Annotated in this window: 20 protein-coding genes and 5 tRNA genes; 22 read left to right on the top strand and 3 right to left on the bottom strand. The window is 28.1% G+C overall.

What is annotated here, in order from left to right:
• Nucleotides 1–3: 3 nt before the first annotated feature.
• From FPD38_RS00130 to folE, 3 genes are all read right to left on the bottom strand, one after another.
• Entirely contained in the window at nt 4–492 is a 489-nt protein-coding gene (locus FPD38_RS00130; RefSeq protein WP_147554802.1) for a hypothetical protein, read from the bottom strand.
• A 65-nt stretch (nt 493–557) separates the two neighbouring features.
• Nucleotides 558–1865 (bottom strand): flagellar protein export ATPase FliI, encoded by a 1308-nt coding sequence (gene fliI / locus FPD38_RS00125; protein ID WP_147554801.1) that lies wholly within the window; start codon nt 1863–1865, stop codon nt 558–560.
• The gene (folE, locus tag FPD38_RS00120; RefSeq protein ID WP_147554800.1) at nt 1866–2438 is read right to left on the bottom strand and encodes a GTP cyclohydrolase I FolE; all 573 of its coding nucleotides are present in this window, start codon (nt 2436–2438) and stop codon (nt 1866–1868) included.
• Nucleotides 2439–2551: 113 nt separating this feature from the next.
• Here folE and tig point away from each other — a divergent pair, with 113 nt between their 5' ends.
• The 22 genes from tig (at nt 2552) to FPD38_RS00010 (ending at nt 16074) form a co-directional block, all read left to right on the top strand.
• On the top strand, nt 2552–3871 hold the full coding sequence (gene tig / locus FPD38_RS00115) for a trigger factor (RefSeq protein ID WP_147554799.1): 1320 nt from the start codon (nt 2552–2554) through the stop codon (nt 3869–3871).
• Nucleotides 3871–4461 (top strand): ATP-dependent Clp endopeptidase proteolytic subunit ClpP, encoded by a 591-nt coding sequence (clpP, locus tag FPD38_RS00110; RefSeq protein WP_147554798.1) that lies wholly within the window; start codon nt 3871–3873, stop codon nt 4459–4461. The genes tig and clpP overlap by 1 nt, the downstream gene beginning before the upstream one ends.
• A 9-nt stretch (nt 4462–4470) precedes the next feature.
• Nucleotides 4471–5508: a GGDEF domain-containing protein gene (locus FPD38_RS00105; protein ID WP_147554797.1), complete on the top strand. Its 1038-nt coding sequence runs from the start codon at nt 4471–4473 to the stop codon at nt 5506–5508.
• Nucleotides 5509–5510: 2 nt separating this feature from the next.
• A complete protein-coding gene (def, locus tag FPD38_RS00100) occupies nt 5511–6032 on the top strand; it encodes a peptide deformylase (protein ID WP_147554796.1) in 522 nt (173 codons plus the stop codon).
• Nucleotides 6029–7537 carry a YifB family Mg chelatase-like AAA ATPase gene (locus tag FPD38_RS00095; protein ID WP_039666127.1) on the top strand — a complete coding sequence of 503 codons (1509 nt, stop codon included), beginning with the start codon at nt 6029–6031 and terminating at the stop codon, nt 7535–7537. The genes def and FPD38_RS00095 overlap by 4 nt, the downstream gene beginning before the upstream one ends.
• Before the next feature lie 9 nt (nt 7538–7546).
• Nucleotides 7547–8227, top strand: a complete 681-nt coding sequence (locus tag FPD38_RS00090; protein ID WP_147554795.1) for an NYN domain-containing protein — start codon at nt 7547–7549, stop codon at nt 8225–8227.
• A 10-nt stretch (nt 8228–8237) separates the two neighbouring features.
• On the top strand, nt 8238–9578 hold the full coding sequence (locus FPD38_RS00085) for a DNA recombination protein RmuC (RefSeq protein WP_147554794.1): 1341 nt from the start codon (nt 8238–8240) through the stop codon (nt 9576–9578).
• Complete coding sequence (locus tag FPD38_RS00080; RefSeq protein WP_147554793.1) at nt 9562–10905, top strand: NAD(P)H-hydrate dehydratase; 1344 nt, start codon at nt 9562–9564, stop codon at nt 10903–10905. The genes FPD38_RS00085 and FPD38_RS00080 overlap by 17 nt, the downstream gene beginning before the upstream one ends.
• Entirely contained in the window at nt 10896–11468 is a 573-nt protein-coding gene (gene purN, locus FPD38_RS00075) for a phosphoribosylglycinamide formyltransferase (protein WP_039666124.1), read from the top strand. Before FPD38_RS00080 ends, purN begins: the two co-directional genes overlap by 10 nt.
• Before the next feature lie 44 nt (nt 11469–11512).
• Nucleotides 11513–12229 carry a TerC family protein gene (locus tag FPD38_RS00070; RefSeq protein WP_147554792.1) on the top strand — a complete coding sequence of 239 codons (717 nt, stop codon included), beginning with the start codon at nt 11513–11515 and terminating at the stop codon, nt 12227–12229.
• An 83-nt stretch (nt 12230–12312) separates the two neighbouring features.
• Nucleotides 12313–12390, top strand: a tRNA-Pro gene (locus FPD38_RS00065).
• Nucleotides 12391–12402: 12 nt separating this feature from the next.
• Nucleotides 12403–12479, top strand: a tRNA-His gene (locus FPD38_RS00060).
• Nucleotides 12480–12482: 3 nt separating this feature from the next.
• A tRNA-Arg gene (locus FPD38_RS00055) sits at nt 12483–12559 on the top strand.
• Between the two features lie 26 nt (nt 12560–12585).
• Nucleotides 12586–12662, top strand: a tRNA-Arg gene (locus FPD38_RS00050).
• A 5-nt stretch (nt 12663–12667) separates the two neighbouring features.
• Nucleotides 12668–12752 (top strand) — tRNA-Leu (locus FPD38_RS00045).
• Nucleotides 12753–13012: 260 nt separating this feature from the next.
• The gene (locus FPD38_RS00040) at nt 13013–13792 is read left to right on the top strand and encodes a choline/ethanolamine kinase family protein (RefSeq protein ID WP_147554791.1); all 780 of its coding nucleotides are present in this window, start codon (nt 13013–13015) and stop codon (nt 13790–13792) included.
• Nucleotides 13793–14071: 279 nt separating this feature from the next.
• Nucleotides 14072–14245, top strand: a complete 174-nt coding sequence (locus tag FPD38_RS00035) for an EamA family transporter (protein WP_147554790.1) — start codon at nt 14072–14074, stop codon at nt 14243–14245.
• Between the two features lie 103 nt (nt 14246–14348).
• Entirely contained in the window at nt 14349–14636 is a 288-nt protein-coding gene (locus FPD38_RS00030) for a hypothetical protein (RefSeq protein ID WP_147554789.1), read from the top strand.
• Between the two features lie 75 nt (nt 14637–14711).
• Nucleotides 14712–14930, top strand: coding sequence for an NTP transferase domain-containing protein (locus FPD38_RS00025; RefSeq protein WP_187153059.1), 219 nt, complete (start codon nt 14712–14714; stop codon nt 14928–14930).
• Nucleotides 14914–15255, top strand: coding sequence for a glycosyltransferase family protein (locus FPD38_RS00020; protein WP_187153058.1), 342 nt, complete (start codon nt 14914–14916; stop codon nt 15253–15255). The genes FPD38_RS00025 and FPD38_RS00020 overlap by 17 nt, the downstream gene beginning before the upstream one ends.
• Before the next feature lie 97 nt (nt 15256–15352).
• Nucleotides 15353–15760, top strand: coding sequence for a LicD family protein (locus tag FPD38_RS00015; RefSeq protein ID WP_147554786.1), 408 nt, complete (start codon nt 15353–15355; stop codon nt 15758–15760).
• Nucleotides 15761–15816: 56 nt separating this feature from the next.
• Nucleotides 15817–16074, top strand: a complete 258-nt coding sequence (locus FPD38_RS00010) for a LicD family protein (RefSeq protein WP_147554785.1) — start codon at nt 15817–15819, stop codon at nt 16072–16074.
• Nucleotides 16075–16347: the final 273 nt, after the last annotated feature.

Raw genomic sequence — 16347 nt, 5'->3', positions numbered from 1 at the left:
ATATTAAGCGATATTGTAAATTTTTGAAAGATAATTGTTGTGAGTTGTTTCTTTTTCTTCTAAAATGTCAATGTAATTTTTAAACTCATCCATATTTTTAAATAAATTTTTCATATGAGCAAAAAGTTCTTGAGAAAAATTTTCAAGATTGTTTTGGGATTTAAGATATCTTTCTATTTGATAAAATCTTGCAATTTCTTTTTGGTATTCTTCTCGGGTTAGTCTATGAGATCTAAATTCTTCATTGATCATTCTTTTATCGTTAAGAATAAATGATCTTTTTTGATTGTTGATTTTAAATTCTACTATAAAATCATCATTTGATGCAATAATTTTCATGTATTTTAATTTGGCTTTGTTTTCGGTAAGATTAAAGCTAATACATTCAAGAAACATTTGAGTATAAATTTCTCTTTCAAATATATTTTGACAAATATCTATATAGTTTAAACTTAAATTGGTTTGAAAATCTAAAATAGTTGTATTTGACATGATTCATCCTTTTATTCATGACTTTGAATTTGCTTATGATAAAGAGCAAGAATCATTCCAAATAATTAAGAATCAATCATTTTTAACATATTGATAGTCTCTTCAAATTCAAAACTTTCTTCTGGATTTTGACTAAGAAATTGTTGCATAAAATCTTTTTTAGCTATAGCTTGATCAAGTTCTTTGTCGCTACCTTTTTGATAAGCTCCAATTCTTAATAAAACTTCATTTTCTTTTAATAAAGAATTCAAGCGTTTAAATCTTCTAGCACTCATTTTGTGTTCATGGGTGATTATATCTCCCATAACCCTAGAAGCTGAATTTTGTATATTTATAGGAGGATAAATTCCAAAATCAGTAAGTTCTCTGCTTAAAACTATGTGCCCATCAAGTATGGATCTGCTTTGATCGGCTATTGGATCGCTCATATCATCACCATCTACAAGCACTGTAAAAAAAGCTGTTATAGTTCCTTTACCTTCTTCTTTACCCGCTCGTTCCATTAGTTGAGGTAAAAGACTTAAAACACTAGGTGGGTATCCTTTAGTAGTTGGAGGTTCACCTAAAGCAAGTCCTATTTCTCTTTGAGCCATAGCAAAACGCGTTACACTATCCATTATAAAAAGTACATCTTTGCCTTGTTCTTTAAAATATTCAGCCACACTCATAGCACAAAATGCACCATATTTTCTCATCAATGCACTATCATCGCTTGTAGCCACTATGATAACAGTATCATCAAGTTTTCCACCTAAATTTTTTTGTATAAATTCAGGGATTTCTCTGCCGCGTTCGCCTATTAGGGCTATAACTTTTATAGGAGCTTTTGAATTTTTTACTATCATGCCCATTAAGGTTGATTTTCCAACCCCGCTGCCTGCAAAAATTCCAAGCTTTTGTCCTACTCCGCAAGTTAAAAGTGCATCTATAGTCTTAACTCCAACCGGAAAAACCTCTTCTATCAAACCTCTTTTCATAGCATCTATAGGAGCTCGCATAATAGGCATAAATTTACTTGCCTCTATAGGTCCTTTACCATCTTTTGGATGCATAAAAGGATCTACCACGCGCCCTAATAATGCATCACTTACTCCTATTTGCATCCCTGCATCATTTATAAATGCACGATCTCCTATTTTAAAGCCTTCAACAAAGCCAAATGGGCTTAAATAGCTTAAATTTTCATCTACTTCTACAACCATAGCCATAGCTTCTTTGCTTTCATTTTCGCTAGAGACTATTTTTATGATATCACCTATGCTAGTTTTTAAACCATTAATTTCTATACTAGTACTTGAAATTTTAGTAATTTGTCCAAAAACACTAGAAAGATTTTGTGAAGAAATTTTATTTCTAAGTTTTTCTAAACCCATTTAAAATCGTACCTGTTTGGATGAATTGATCAAAGAAAAAAACTCTCGTCTAGTTTTTTCACTTTTTAAAAAACTTCCTCTTAAGGCTGAAGTGCTAGTAGTAGAATTTGCTTTTTGCACTCCACGCATTTCAACGCACATATGTCTTGCTTCTATTACTACTCCTACTCCTTTTGCGCCAACATGCTTCATTAAAGATTCTGCTATTTGCTCGGTGAGTTGTTCTTGAATTTGCAAGCGTCTTGCAAAAACTTCCACAAGGCGAGGAATTTTAGAAAGACCGACTACTTTTTTATCAGGTATATAAGCTACATGCACTCTTCCAAAAAAAGGCAATAAATGATGCTCACAAAGACTATAAAATTCTATATCTCTTACTAAAACCATTTCGTTGTTTGAGCTTTCAAACAAAGCATCGTTTAAAATTTTTTTAGGATCTTGCTTATAACCACTTGTTAAAAAATCAAATGCTTTAAATACTCTAGTAGGAGTTTTTAAAAGGCCTTCTCTTTGAGGATTTTCACCTATAATTTCTAACATATTTTTTACTGAATTTTCAAATTTTTCTTGCATTTTTTCTCCATAAAAATGAAAATTTTAACATATTTTTATTTTTATATGATAGTGATAAGGAAAATTTTGGTATATTGTCAAAAATTTATTTTATAAAAAAGAGGAAAGATATTATGGAAGTTACAGCAAAATTACTTGATTTTGCAAATGCAAATGCTACTATAAAAATTACTCAAGAAGCTATTAAAGCTGAGATTGAGAAATTAGCTAAAAAAGCATCTAAAAGCGTTAAAATGGATGGTTTTAGAGCAGGAAAAGTTCCTGTAGCTGCGGTGCTTAAAAGATACGAAAAAGAACTTACAAAAGATGCAGAGCAAGATCTTTTAAGAAATGCTGTAGATAGTGCTTTAAAAGAAATCAAAAAAGATTCTAAAGATTTAGTGGGTGAGCCGTATTTTGAAAAATTTGAGAGAAAAGATGGTGGTATTGATGCTACTATGGTTTTATCTTTTAAACCAGAAGTAAAAATTGAAGGTTATGAAGAATTAATTCCAACTTATAATACTCCAAAAGTAACTCAAAAAGAAATTGATGCTAAAAAAGAAGAGCTTTTAAAAAGATTTGCAACTCCTGAAGCTATAAAAGAAGATAGAGCTATAAAAGAGGAAGATTTTGTTAAATTTGACTTTGAAGGTTTTGTTGATGGCAAAGCTTTTGATGGAGGTAAAGCTCAAAATTATGTGCTAGAGATTGGATCAAAACAATTTATACCAGGTTTTGAAGATGGCATGATAGGTCTTAAAAAAGATGAGGAAAAAGATATTAATGTTACTTTCCCAAAAGAATACGGCGCAACTCATTTAGCGGGAAAAGATGCAGTATTTAAAGTAAAAATTCATGAAATTCAAGAACTTAAAATACCAGAAATTAATGAAGAAATTTTAAAAAGCTTACTTCCAGGTGAAAAAGACTTAAGCGCTGAAAAACTTGATACTAAAATTAAAGAGCAAATAAAAAATGAAAAACTTTTTAAATTAATCAATGATGAGCTAAAAAATCAATTTGCAGAAGCTTTAGTAAATAAATATGATTTTACTTTACCACAAAATATAGTAGAGCAAGAAACAGATATGCAATTTAGAAATTCTTTAAGAAATCTTAAAGAGGAAGAATTAAAAGAATTTAAAGATGAAGCAAAATATAAAGAAAAAAGAGAAAGTTTTAAAGAAGATGCACAAAAAAGTGTAAAACTTACTTTTATCATTGATGAATTAGCAAAAATTAGAAATATCCAAGTAAGTGATCAAGAGCTTATACAAGCAGTGTATTTTGAAGCTTATAGATATGGTTTTAATCCTCAAGAGCATTTGGATAATTATAAAAAACAAGGTGCTTTACCTGCGATTAAAATGGCTTTGATAGAAGAAAAACTTTTTGCTGATATATTTAAAAAAAATGATAAGAAAAAAACTGATAAAGAAAGTGAAAAATAATGAGTTCTTATATCCCTTATGTGGTTGAAAAAACAAGTAGAGGTGAAAGAAGTTATGATATATACTCAAGATTATTAAAAGATAGAATCATTATGCTAAGTGGCGAGATACATGATGATCTTGCTGCTTCTATCGTTGCGCAATTTTTATTTTTAGAAGCAGAAGATCCGCAAAAAGATATCTATCTTTATATCAATTCGCCAGGTGGAGTTGTAACAAGTGGATTTAGTATATATGATACTATGAACTATATAAAGCCTGATGTATGCACTATTTGTATAGGTCAAGCTGCTTCTATGGGAGCTTTTTTGTTAAGTTGTGGAACACCAGGAAAGCGTTTTGCTTTACCAAATTCTAGAATAATGATACATCAACCATTAGGCGGAGCAAGAGGTCAAGCAACTGATATAGAAATTCAAGTTAAAGAAATTTTGAGATTAAAATCAATTTTAAATGATATTTTGGCTAAAAACACTAAGCAAAAACTTTCTAAAATCGAAAAAGATACAGATAGAGACTTTTTTATGAGTGCAGCTGAAGCTAAAGAGTATGGTTTAATCGATAAGGTTTTAGAGAAAAGTTTTAAATAGGAAATAGCAATGCTAGATGATGATTTATTTGCTGAGTTAGACTTAAATACGGATTCAGCTTCTGCAACAAAAGACGTACCAAAGATCCAAAAAATTAGCGGCGGTGAATTTGAGAAATTTGCAAAATCTATTTTGTCTGAACTTGTTAAAGATAATGTACCCCCAACTCCTACAAATTATGGGGTATATTTTCAAAAAATGTTAAATGATCGTCCTTTGGCATTTAAGAAAAAAATTACTGAAATTACGGAATTTGAACAAAATGATGAAGGCATAAAACGCGCAAATATTGAGCAAGATATTAAAAAAAGTTTTAGTTCGACTTCAGCTTTAGTTCAGTATATAGCAATGATATATAAACACCTTGAAACTATGAAAGATATGCTTAAAAAAAGAAATTCAGAGCTTGCTGTAAGTACAGGAAATTTGGCAGTTTCTAATGTTACTCATGCTTTAGAAAATGATCTTTTAAGGTTTTCAAGTATTTTAGAACGATATTCTGATGAAATTAAAGAAAATTTTGATGAAGTAAGGCAAATTTATAAACATTTAGAAGAGCAAAGTGATTTTGATTCTAAATTTGGAGTATATAACAAAAAGCATTTTTTAGAAATTTTAGAAAAAAGTATAGAGAGTAATTTAAAATACAGCTATCATACTACTTTGTTATTTTTTAAAGTTAAAGATGAAACTTTAGAGCAAGCTAATACTCAAAAAGAAAAAATTGCATTTTTAAAAAGTGTATGTAAGATACTTGCTAAAAATATTTCTTCAAGTGACTTGATAGCTCATTATGGTAATAATATCTTTATAGCTCTAATGTCGCATACAAATTTAGAAAAAGCACAAGAGCTAAGTAATAAATTTTTAGAATCATTAGAAAATTCAAATTTTTTCTTAGCAGATAAAGAAATTCAAATTAATATTGAGCTTGTAATTGGTGTGGTAAATAAAGATAGTAAAAGCCAAGATTTAGTAAATAAATGCATCGATGCTTTAAAAAATACTGGTAAAGATTTAGAGCCATTTGTGGTGATAGAAAGATAATTATGTTAAGAGAAATTATAACTTATCCTAATCCAAGACTATTTTTGCAATCGCAAAAAGTTGAACATTTTGATGAAAATTTACATATGTTGTTAGATGATATGTATGAAACTATGATAGCAAACAAAGGCGTGGGTTTAGCTGCTATACAAGTTGATGTGTCTTTGAGAGCTTTATTGGTAGATATTGGAGATGAAGAGGGCGAACAAAAAGACAAGCAAACGCTTATAGAAATTATAAATCCTATTATTATCCCTTTAGATGATGAGAAAATATCTTGTAATGAAGGATGCTTAAGCATACCAGGGTACTATGAAGATGTAATGCGTTATAAAAATATAAAGCTTGATTACCAAGATCGCTTTGGAAAAGCACAGACTTTAATAGCACATGATTTTTTAGCAGTAGCCATTCAGCATGAGGTAGATCATCTTGATGGGCATTTATTTATAGAAAAACTTTCTTTTTTAAAACGCAAAAAATTTGATAAAGAATTTAAGAAAAAAACTAAAAAAATCAAATGAAAAAACTAAAATGTGCGAGTTTTTCTACAGAGCTTGATATCATAGATGTAGAATCAACTTTCACAAGAGGTTTGCCAGGTTTTAATATAGTAGGTTTGCCAAATTGTGCCATAAAAGAAAGCACAGAAAGAGTTAAGGCAACATTATTAAGTCAAAATTTTACTTTCCCAGCACAAAAAATCACTATCAATTTAAGTCCTTCAGATATACCTAAAAATGGATCTCATTTTGATTTGGCTATTGCTATTTTGATTTTATTTCAAAAAGAAAATTTAGATGATTTTTTTGTATTTGGAGAGCTTGGGTTAGATGGAAGTATTAAGAGCACTGCTAGTATGTTCTCGCTTTTGCTTTTTTTGAGTTCAAAGCTTGAATATGCAAAAGTTGTGGTGCCAAAAAATATCGCACTAAAAGCTTCTATGATACCCAATTTAGAAATTTATGCTTTAGAAAATTTAAACCAAGCGGTAGATTTTTTTAAGGAAAAAAATTACCAAGCTTATAGAATTTGCAATGCCCATCCTTTATTTTTGAATGCTTTAGAAATTAATGGTCAAAAATACATTAAAAATGAAAATTTTATCCATGATTTTAAAGATATCAAAGGTCAAGAAAATGCTAAATTTGCTTGTATGGTGGCTGCGCTTGGAATGCATAATATTTTATTTGAAGGTAGTCCAGGTTGTGGCAAGAGTATGTGCGCTAAAAGAATTGCATACATTATGCCGCCTCAAAGTTTAAAAGAAGTGTTATCTCAAAATGCCTATAAATCCTTAAATTCTTTAGATGATGATTTTAGTGCAAGTAGAATTTTTAGAAGTCCTCATCATACAAGCACTAAAGCAAGTATTTTTGGTGGTGGAACTAAAAGTGCAAAAATAGGAGAAGTGGCATTAGCAAATGGTGGAGTATTGTTTTTTGATGAATTTCCTCATTTTTCAAGACAAATTATAGAAAGTTTAAGAGAGCCTTTGGAAGATTATAAAATTTTAATTTCTAGAGTAAATAATAAAGTCGTCTATGAGACTAAATTTTTATTTGTGTGTGCGCAAAATCCTTGTCCTTGTGGAAATTTGTTTTCAAAACATCAAGCTTGTAGATGTTCTGAAAGTGAAATTAAAAAATATAAAAATAAAATATCTTCTCCTATACTCGATAGAATCGATCTTTATGTTGCCATGGATGAAATTTCATATGAAGACACCTCTAGTTTAAGTTCTAAACAAATGAGTCAAAAGGTTTTTGAAGGATTTTTGTTTCAAAAACAAAGAAATCAAGATGAATTTAATGCTAAATTAAACGAAGAACAAGTTAAAAAGTATTGCATTTTAGATAAAAATGCTCAAGAAATTTTAAACAAAGCTATAAATTCATATGGTTTTTCCCAAAGAGGTATTGACAAAACTTTAAAAGTTGCAAGAACTATTGCGGATTTAGAGCAAGAAAAATACATTTTAAAAAGCCATTTGCTAAAAGCTTTGAGTTTTAGGATGAGAAGTATATAGGAGAAAAGTATGGAAAATAAAAGTGTGGCTATTTTTATTGATGCAGAAAATATTCCTTCAAAATATGCAAAATCAATTTTTGATATAGCTTCTGATTATGGTGAAATTGTTATAAAAAGAATTTATGGAGATTGGACTCAAAAAAATATACAAAATTGGAAAGAGCAAATCGCACAATATTCTATCATTGCTATGCAACAATTTAATTTTATAGCCAATAAAAATTCAAGTGATATGTATTTAATCACAGAAATTATGAGTGTGTTTTATGAAAAAGATATTGATATTTTTGTGATAGTATCAAGCGATAGTGACTATACTAGCTTGATACAAAAGCTTAAAGAAAATAAAAAACAAGTTATAGGTATGGGTTTAAAACAAGCTGTAAAATCCTATGTGAATTCCTTTAGTGAATTTTTTTATTTAGATCAAGATGAGTCTAATGAAAAAGTATTAAGTACTAAAGAATACATCAAAGATTTAATTAATATCACAGAAGTTCTCATAGAAGAAAAAGGCCGTGCTGAATATGCTCAAATAAGAACTAATATGAACAGAAAACACGCTAATTTCACCCCGCAAAATTTTGGTTTTAAAAATTTTAGAGCCTTGGTTAAAGAATTCTTGCCAAAAATGAAGCAGTTTAAAGAAGCTAATGAAAAAAATATTTATTTTTTAGAAAAAGTCTAAAGGATTTAATATGGAAAATATTTTAATAGCCTTTTTGAGTGTATTGATTTTATCTTTAATATGGCTTTTATTTAAATACCAACATCAAAAAAATAAAATTGAAATTTTAGATCAAAATTACACTTTAATGCAAAATCAAAACACACTTTTAGAGCAAGAAAAAAAAGAAAATTTACAAAAAATTTCTCATCTTAATGAAGAAAAAATAGTAATTTTATCTCAATACGAAGCAATTAAAGCAAGATTAGAAGAAAAAGAACAACGCCAAAAAGAACTATTAAATACGCATTTGCAAGAACGCAATAATCTAAAAGAAGAATACACGCAAAATCTTGATCAGCTTGAAAAAAAGTATAAGCAAAATTTATTTGAGTTAAAACGAGAATTTGAGCAAAATTTACAAAGACAAAATGTAAATATTTTAAATCAAAATAAGCTTATGTTTAACGAAGATGCTAAAAAAATTTTAGAAGAAATTTTTATACCTGTTAAAAAAAGTGTTAAAGAATATAGTGAAAAACTTTCGCAAAATGAAATAAGCTTAAAAACAAACATAGACAATATGTTTAAATTTAGCCAAAATATGGGAGAAAATGCTGATAAACTTGCTAAAATTTTAAAAGGCGATAAAAAAATTCGCGGTAATTTTGCAGAATTACAGCTTAAATCAGTCCTTGAAAATAGCGGTTTAATACAAGGAGTTCAATATAAACTTCAAGAAAAATTTGAAAATGAAGATAAAACTTACATCCCTGATGCAGTAGTATTTTTAGATAATAAAAAAAGTATTATTATAGATGCTAAATTTTCTTTGCCAAATGATTTTAATTTTGAAGAGCTTAGCCAAAATACTATCAAAGAGTTAGTTTATAATTTAAAATCTAGAATAGACGAGCTTGCTAAAAAGCCATATGCGCAATTTGACAAACATACTTATGAATTTGTTTTGCTTTTTATACCTTATCAAAATATTTTAGATTTGGTTATTAGTGTAGATCTTGAAATTTATCAGTATGCTTATAAGAAAAAAGTCTATCTTACAACTCCTAATACGCTTTTTATGGCTTTAAATACCATTAACATTTCATGGAAAAATATCCAAAGCAATGAAAATATTTTAAAGGCTTTTGATGAGCTTGGAAAATTTCATGATAAATTTGTAGGGGTTTTGGATGATTTTGAAAAAATTAAAGATGGAGTTAAAAAATTAAATACCAATATAGATAGCATGCAAAATAAACTAACTCATGGTAGTGGAAATATAGCTTCAAGGGTGGTTAAGCTAAAAGAACTTGGCGCAAAAACTCAAAAATTTATGAAATATGAGATCAATGATGAAAGCAATATGTAAAGATAACACCCTTTTTGAAAAAGAGCTTTGTGATAAAGGCTTAGATGAGCTTGTTATGATGGAAAATGCGGGCATTAATCTTGCAAAATTTATTAAAAAACAAAGTAAAAAAATTAAAAACGCTAAAATTTTATTTTTGCTTGGCGGTGGAGGAAATGGAGCAGATGGGCTTGTAGCCATAAGACATCTTAAAAAATGTAAAGCTTATTGTTTTGATTATAAGCAAAGTTTTTTATTTAAAAAACAAAAAAGCATTTTAGAAAATGCAGGCTTTAAATTTTTAAAAAAAGAGCCTAAATTTAAGTATTATGACATTATAGTTGATTGTATTTTTGGCAGCGGTTTAAACAAGGCTTTAGATGAAAATCTGCAAAAAATTTTTATAAAAATTAACAAAAGTAAAGCTTTAAAGATAGCTTGTGATACGCCTAGCGGACTTGGATTTGGTGAGTGTTTTAAAGCTGATTTTACTTTGTGTATGGGAGTAGTTAAAGAAAAGCTTTTAGAAGATTTTACTAAAACTTATGTTGGTAAAATTAAATGTTTAAATTTAGGCTTAAATTTAAAATCAAAAGTTCAAAATTTTTTACTTGAAAAAAAAGATTTAAAGCTTATAGATAGAAAAATTAATTCTCATAAAGGAAATTTTGGTCATATTTATATATTAGCAAGTAAAAGTGCTGGTACTTTGGCTGGTCTTGGAGCTTTGGAATTTGGTGCTGGACTTGTTTCTTTAGTAGCTAAGGATAGTTTTTCGCCTTTGTTGATGGTAAAATCAAGCATAAGTTCAAAAGCAAACGCTATCGCCTTAGGTATGGGGCTTGACAATTTAGATATTTTACAAGATGAAATTTTAAACAATATCCCCTTGGTTTTAGATGCAAATTGCTTTCAAAGTCATCATATACTTTTACATTTAAACCGAAAAGATGTCATTATAACTCCACATCCTAAAGAATTTGCCTATCTTTTAAAAATGTGTTTTGGTGAAGATATTTCAACACAAGAGATACAAAAAAATCGTTTTTATTATGCTAAAAAATTTAGCGCTTGTTGTGATTGTGTTTTAGTATTAAAGGGTGCTAATACTATCATAACTCAAAAAGAAAAGCTTTATGTGGTAAATTGTGCTAATGCAGCTTTAGCAAAAGCTGGGAGTGGAGATGTTTTAAGTGGTATGATAGCAGCTTTACTTGGTGCAAAATTTGATGCTTTAAGTGCAGCAAGAAATTCTGTCTTAGCTCATGCTTTAGTTGCTAAAAAGTATAAATTTAATCTTAATAGTTTTGATGCTTTAAAGCTTATTAAGGGACTAAAATGCTTATAAAACTTGCTGTGCTTTTTAGTGGTAATGGAAGTAATTTAGAAAATATTTTAAAAAAACTACACAAAAAAACATTTAAAGATAAAACTTTTGAAGTCGCACTTTGTATATGCAATAAAAAAGATGCCTTTGGTATACAAAGAGCTTTGAAATATGGTATTAAAACAACTATTATTGAGCATAAAAATTTTAAATTTAGAGAAGATTTTGATAAAATTTTAGTAGAAGAAATTCAAAAATATGATATTGATTTGACTATTTTAGCGGGTTTTATGAGAATTTTAAGCCCTGTATTTACTCAGCAAATTAAAGCCATAAACCTTCATCCATCTTTACTGCCTTTATTTAAGGGTGCTAATGCTATTAAAGAAAGCTATGAAAGCGATATGAAAGTAGCTGGAGTAAGCGTTCATTGGGTAAATGAAGAACTTGATGGTGGCATTATAATAGCGCAAAAAGCTTTTGAAAAAAATGATTTGACTTTAAAAGAATTTGAAGAAAAAATTCATTCTTTAGAATTTGAGCTTTTGCCTTTAGCGATTAGAAAAATTTTTGAAAATGATTAATTTTTCATTACTATAATTACAATTTTTATTTTCAAGGGAGATAAATGTTTGAATGGATTTTTAGCATTGATGCTTGGATTGTTTTATTTACCTTAACAGCTTTAGAGATTGTTTTAGGTATAGACAATATCATCTTTTTAGCTATTTTAGTAAGCAAATTACCACCTGAATATAGAGATAAAGGTAGGATTTTAGGTCTTGCTTTTGCGATGATTACTAGGATATTGTTACTATTTTCGTTATTTTGGGTAATGAAGCTTGTTACGCCTTTATTTAGTGTATTGGGTAATGAAATTTCTGGTAGAGATTTGGTTTTATTGCTTGGTGGATTGTTTTTGATTTTTAAATCAATCAAAGAAATTAAAGAGCATATTTCTCATAAAGAAGAAAATCACGCTAATGTCAAAATAAGCAATAAGCTTTGGATAGTAGTAGCAGAGATTGCTATTATAGATATAGTATTTTCACTAGATAGTGTTATTACAGCTGTAGGAATTGCTCAAGATATAGAAATAATGATTATAGCAGTGATTATAGCAGTGATGGTTATGCTCTTTGCGTCTAAGCCAATTTCTGATTTTGTTGAAAAATATCCAAGTATAAAAATTTTAGCATTAGTATTTTTAGTGTTAATTGGTGCTGTTTTAGTTTGCGAAAGTTTTGACATACATATAGACAAAGCTTATATTTATACAGCGATGGCTTTTTCACTCGTGGTTGAAATTTTAAATATCATTGCTTCAAAAAAAGCAAAATCTTAATACCTTGATGTCTTTTTGACATCAAGATTATCTTGACTTTTAAATTTTTTTTATGTAGAATATCGCTTTTATTTTTAATACATCGGGGTGTAGCGCAGTCTGGTTAGCGCACTTGGTTTGGGACCAAGGGGCCGAAGGTTCGAATCCTTTCACCCCGACCATTTATATAAATGGTGAGTGTAGCTCAGTCGGTTAGAGCATCAGATTGTGGTCCTGAGGGTCGTGGGTTCGATTCCCATCACTCACCCCATCAGCGCTCGTAGCTCAACTGGATAGAGCGACAGACTTCGGATCTGTAGGTTATGGGTTCGATTCCTATCGGGCGCACCACATTGCCTGATATACTTCATTATTATGCGCTCATAGCTCAGCTGGATAGAGCAACGGCCTTCTAAGCCGTAGGTCAGAGGTTCGAATCCTCTTGAGCGTACCACTTTAGCGGATGTGGTGAAATTGGCAGACACGCCAGACTTAGGATCTGGTGCAGCAATGCGTGAAGGTTCAAGTCCTTTCATCCGCACCATATTTTTACTTCAGTCTAATATGTTTTTTATATAAAAAAATTATTATAATTTAAATGAAAAAATTATATAAAATTAAAAACAGTTCATATAATATTTATAAAAGTTTAATTTTTAAAATAAGTAGTATAATCTGTATAGTTACAGGTTTTTAAAATATTTTGATAAAATTTTTGTTTTCAAAAACATTTTTTATAGTAAATAAAATTAATATTGGTGTGAAATATAGGCAAATATATGAAAAAAATAGAAAATATTTTGATTGAAATTTTTAACATCCCAAGAGATAAAAATTTATAGTATAGAAAAAATTGGTGTGATGACGAATCAAAATTATCTTATAATCATTATCCATGAAGTTAATTTAGAGCTATATTGTTTAAGATTAGCAAACTTAAAAACAAATCGACTTGTTAATAGAAGTTATGAAAAATATAATGATAATTTGGTAAGTAAAAATAAATTTAGTGTAGAAAGTGTTTATTTTGATGAGATAACTGGAGTTAAAATCACTAAATTTTTAAATGACTCATATGCGCTTAATCTTGGAAGCATAGCAAATAAAGATATTTTAAGGCAAATTGCTTTAAAGCTTAAAGAATTTCACGAGAGTAAATTGGAATTTAAAAATATTTTTAATATTTATGAAGAATATTTTTCTTTATTAAAAGAAAAAGATATTTTTTATAAGTATCATGAAAAAATGAATTATATTTTAGAAGCTTTCAATACAATTGCCCTATATTTTCAAAAACAACCAATCCGTTTTTATCCTTGCCATAATGATCTTGTTCCTGAAAATATTTTGGTTAAAGATAAAATATATTTTATTGATTGGGAATATTCAGGAAAAAATGATCCATTGTGGGAGCTTGCAAATTTTATAACAGAAAGTAGGTTAAATGATGAATTAGCAAAAGTATTTTTAGAAATTATTTTAATCGTAGTGTTACTCAAAAAGAAAAGAAACATTTGGATTTTATGCTTTTTGTTGCGATGTTTTATGGACTCTTTGGACGGCCTTAAAAGAAGAAAATGGTGAGTTTTATGGAGATTATGGCTTTATAAGAATCAATCGAGCCTATGAAAAATTAATCAAATTAAATTTTTAAATGAATAAAATAGGTTTTATTTCAGGAATTTTATCAGGCTTTTTTTGGGCACTTGCTGGTCTTTTTTATATAGAAGTTGCAAATAAATTTACAAACTCTTCTCACATAGTTTTTGTTTTGCTTTTTTTGTATAGAATTTATTCCTTGGTTGTTTTTGAGTTTTCTATCTTTTTTTAAACAAATATTTTAGTTTTGACAAAAAACTTATATTGCCATTTTTTGCAGGACCTATAGCTATGTATTGCCATATTAATGCAATTTCTATAATAGGATTAAGTATTAGTTCTTCTATTACGAGTTTATATCCTGTGATTGCAACTTTATTGGCATTTATATTTTTAAAAGAAAAACCAAATTTATTAGGTTTTTTGGTATATTTTTAGCTTTTTGTGCATTGTTTTTTTGTATTTTGACCAATTTAATCTTAATTTTCTAGGGTTTATTTCAGCTTTTTTATGTGCTCTTTCATGGGGAGTAGAATTAATCTTGAGCTCTGTTGCTTTGAAGAGTTTGCCAACTATAAGTGTTTATTATGCAAGACAAACAGGCGCTGGTTTTGGATATGCAATGCTAATTTTAACTCAAAATTTGATTTTTGTTTCTTTAGAATCAACTTCATTTGATTTTTTTTATTTTATTATCTTTTCTTATTTTTGCTTGGTCACTATCTTACTTTTTGTATTATTTTACCATCGCAAATATTGGCATAATAAAAGCTATGATGCTAAATATTTCTTATATAATATGAATTACATTGATACAAAAAGAATTTAATTTGAAACAAATTATTTTAGTTGTTTTGATTTTTATAGGAATAAATTTGGTTTTATGGTCAAAAAAGGAGAAAAATTGAATGCTATTATTTTAGTTGCTGGTTTTAGCAGTAGATTTCAAGAATTAACAAAAACAACTCACAAGGCCATGCTTAAAGTTTGCAGTGTTCCAAATATAGAACGAACTATTGTTTATCTCAAAGAAGCTGGAATTAATGAAATTTATATAGTGGTGGGATATTTAAAGGAACAATTTAAATATTTGGAAAAAATATGGTGTGCAATTGATTTTTAATGAGAATTATGATTTTTATAAGGCAAGTGATTTTTTTAGCGATAGTTTTGTAATTGATTGTGATGTAGTTTTAAATGAGAATATTTTTTTAGAAAAACAAATATTAAGTACATATTATTGTATTCCAAGAAATACTAAGGGTGAATGGTATGTTACATGCAAAGATAATTTGATCACACATATTGATACTTCTATATCAAATGGACTTGCTTTACTTGGAATTTCTTATTTTTGTTTAAATGACTGTGTCAAAATAAAAGAAAATTTAAAAAAAATTTTGCAACCCATTTATTTATTAGATAAAAATTGTATTGGGATAATATAGTTTCAGATTCGATTTTAAATCTTAAAATACAAGCAAAAGAGGTTCGAAATTGTTATGAAATGGATACTTTGAAAGAATATGAGGAGATTTTAAATAAATGCAAGAAATAAGTTTAGATGAACAGAAAAAATCTTTAGTAAAATTACTTGAGTGTTTTGATGATTTTTGTAAAAAATATAACATTGTTTATTCTCTAGGTGGTGGAACTCTTATCGGAGCCGCAAGACATAAAGGATTTATCCCTTGGGATGATGATATCGATATTTATATGTATTATGATGAATATGAAAAATTTGTAAGATATTGGAAAAATACTGAAAATATTTACTTAGAAAATCTTTATGATAAAAATTGTAAATATTTTTATTTTCTTGCAAAGATTTATAATAAGGATTATTTAATTGAAGATCGTGATTATAAAAGATGTCCTCTTTTTTTAGATATTTTTATATATGACTTTGTACCAAATGACATTGATCTAATTCGTAAAACTGCAAAAAAATAAAATTTTTAAGAAAACTTACTAGATCTTTTATTAAACGCTCAGAAGAATTTGCTTTTATGAAGAAAATTTGTCTTTATTGTTCCGATTGTCTTGATAGACAAATTGATAAAATATTAAAAAATTGGCGTTTAAAATATACAAGTAAAAATTGTGAAAATATTGCTTTGTTTATAAGTGAATGTTCAGGATGGGATAATTCTATTATGCATAAAAAGTATTTTAGTGGTGTAGTTGAGCTTTATTTTGAAAACAAAAAATATTCTTGTATGAACGGTTATGATGAACATTTAAAAAATATTATGGTGACTATATGAAACTACCACCAGAAAATCAAAGAATTCCAAAACATAGTTTTAAATGTTATAAGTTAAAATAATACAAAAGATATCATTATACTTTTTCTATAGCAATTAAAATACAGAAAAATAATTGATATTGTTTGAATATCTATAAACTGTGAATTAATACTGAAAGTTTTTATTATTTTTTTGTTACTACCCACCTCCCACTTTCTCTTTTCTTCCACCTAATAAAACTTTAAGCTTATATAGATATAATTTCATTTCCTTTTTTTTGAAAAAAGGTAG

This window comes from Campylobacter volucris (assembly GCF_008011665.1).
Taxonomy (GTDB): Bacteria; Campylobacterota; Campylobacteria; order Campylobacterales; family Campylobacteraceae; genus Campylobacter_D; species Campylobacter_D volucris_A.
Note: the sequence above shows the minus strand (reverse complement) of the source record. Positions and strands in the feature narration are given on the sequence as shown.

Coding starts and splice junctions, on each gene's coding strand:
- FPD38_RS00130 (WP_147554802.1), bottom strand. CDS start 492: ATGTCAAATACAACTATTTTAGATTTTCAAACCAATTTAAGTTTAAAC.
- fliI (WP_147554801.1), bottom strand. CDS start 1,865: ATGGGTTTAGAAAAACTTAGAAATAAAATTTCTTCACAAAATCTTTCT.
- folE (WP_147554800.1), bottom strand. CDS start 2,438: ATGCAAGAAAAATTTGAAAATTCAGTAAAAAATATGTTAGAAATTATA.
- tig (WP_147554799.1), top strand. CDS start 2,552: ATGGAAGTTACAGCAAAATTACTTGATTTTGCAAATGCAAATGCTACT.
- clpP (WP_147554798.1), top strand. CDS start 3,871: ATGAGTTCTTATATCCCTTATGTGGTTGAAAAAACAAGTAGAGGTGAA.
- FPD38_RS00105 (WP_147554797.1), top strand. CDS start 4,471: ATGCTAGATGATGATTTATTTGCTGAGTTAGACTTAAATACGGATTCA.
- def (WP_147554796.1), top strand. CDS start 5,511: ATGTTAAGAGAAATTATAACTTATCCTAATCCAAGACTATTTTTGCAA.
- FPD38_RS00095 (WP_039666127.1), top strand. CDS start 6,029: ATGAAAAAACTAAAATGTGCGAGTTTTTCTACAGAGCTTGATATCATA.
- FPD38_RS00090 (WP_147554795.1), top strand. CDS start 7,547: ATGGAAAATAAAAGTGTGGCTATTTTTATTGATGCAGAAAATATTCCT.
- FPD38_RS00085 (WP_147554794.1), top strand. CDS start 8,238: ATGGAAAATATTTTAATAGCCTTTTTGAGTGTATTGATTTTATCTTTA.
- FPD38_RS00080 (WP_147554793.1), top strand. CDS start 9,562: ATGAAAGCAATATGTAAAGATAACACCCTTTTTGAAAAAGAGCTTTGT.
- purN (WP_039666124.1), top strand. CDS start 10,896: ATGCTTATAAAACTTGCTGTGCTTTTTAGTGGTAATGGAAGTAATTTA.
- FPD38_RS00070 (WP_147554792.1), top strand. CDS start 11,513: ATGTTTGAATGGATTTTTAGCATTGATGCTTGGATTGTTTTATTTACC.
- FPD38_RS00015 (WP_147554786.1), top strand. CDS start 15,353: ATGCAAGAAATAAGTTTAGATGAACAGAAAAAATCTTTAGTAAAATTA.
- FPD38_RS00010 (WP_147554785.1), top strand. CDS start 15,817: ATGAAGAAAATTTGTCTTTATTGTTCCGATTGTCTTGATAGACAAATT.